Source organism: Candidatus Caldatribacterium sp. (assembly GCA_014359405.1).
Taxonomy (GTDB): domain Bacteria; phylum Atribacterota; class Atribacteria; order Atribacterales; family Caldatribacteriaceae; genus Caldatribacterium; species Caldatribacterium oleiphilum.
In genome coordinates, this window is record JACIZN010000047.1 from 1 (window position 1) to 1,125 (window position 1,125).

1 protein-coding gene and 1 pseudogene (1 of these 2 only partly in view) are annotated in these 1,125 nt (G+C 53.4%); one reads left to right on the forward strand and one right to left on the reverse strand.

Annotated elements, in window-relative coordinates:
* Nucleotides 1-385: hydrolase (locus tag H5U36_05020; GenBank protein ID MBC7217515.1), on the reverse strand; the 385-nt coding region annotated here is incomplete at its 3' end.
* A 65-nt stretch (nt 386-450) separates the two neighbouring features.
* Between H5U36_05020 and H5U36_05025 the strand changes: the two are divergent.
* Nucleotides 451-1,125 (forward strand): annotated as a pseudogene (locus H5U36_05025) (radical SAM protein) (it continues 466 nt past the right edge of the window).

The following is a 1,125-nucleotide window of genomic DNA, read 5'->3' on the forward strand; positions in this document are numbered from 1 at the left end:
CCAAGGGAGCAGAACCCTTGCGGCCGGCTCTACTCTGCTGCACTACTTTTACAAGTTCTGCCGCACTTTGGGCAATTTCTGCCGGGTGGAGGTTGAAGCGTCGTTTGAGGTCATTTGTTCCAAGCATGATGACGACAAGGTCAAGAGGTCGGTGTGTCTCAAGGAGGATGGGGAGGTGTTTCCGGCCGTTTTTGTCTCCCTCAATGGGGTCATCGAAACCTGTGGTTCGTCCGTTCAGGCCCTCCTCGATGATTTCGTAGTTTTCCCCAAGGAGACGAGCAAGAATGCCTGTCCACCGTTTTTCTTGAGGGAAACGGTCCCGAGTTTCCGGGTCCCAGCCCCATGTGAGGGAATCACCGAAACAGAGGATGCGTTTTCTGTCCACCAAAAGCCCCCCTTTGCTGGCAAAGTTTCTCTCCAGAGGATACAATATTCTTGGAGGGAAAGATAGTGCGGGGCGTAGAGGAGAAGTTCGCCCTTCTTGGTGCTGAGGCGAGATTTGACCTCTGCGGTTCCTGCTTTCGGGGAGAGTCGAGAATCCGCCACCCCCGGGGAGGGTGGATTTATCCGATTGCACTCCCCAATGGCAGGAGAATCCCGGTGCTCAAAATACTCCTTTCCAACGAGTGCGTGCACAATTGCCTCTACTGTGCGAACCGAGCTGGACGACCGTCCCCCCGGGCAACCCTTGCCGCTGAAGAACTTGCTCGCCTTTTCGTGGACCTCTATCGCCGAGGCCTTGTTCAGGGTCTTTTCCTGAGTTCAGCGGTTTTCCATGAGCCATCAAAGGCTATGGCAGAGATGATTAAAGTTGTCGAAATACTCCGTTTCTCGTACCGCTTTCCTGGCTACATTCACCTGAAAGTTCTCCCTGAGGTGGGATTTGATTTTGTGGAAGAAGCCGCACGGCTTGCGACTCGCATTTCGGTGAACCTTGAAGCTCCTTCCTCCGGGTTTCTTCGAAGAATTGCCCCCGAGAAAGACTTCTCTCGTATTTTCGAAAAATTCTCTTGGTTCAAAAAGCTCCAGGATGAGGGAGTACTCCGAGGGGGCTTCACCACTCAGTTCGTCGTCGGTGCAGCAGGAGAAAGAGATCGGGATATTCTGAGGGTCGCCATGACACTA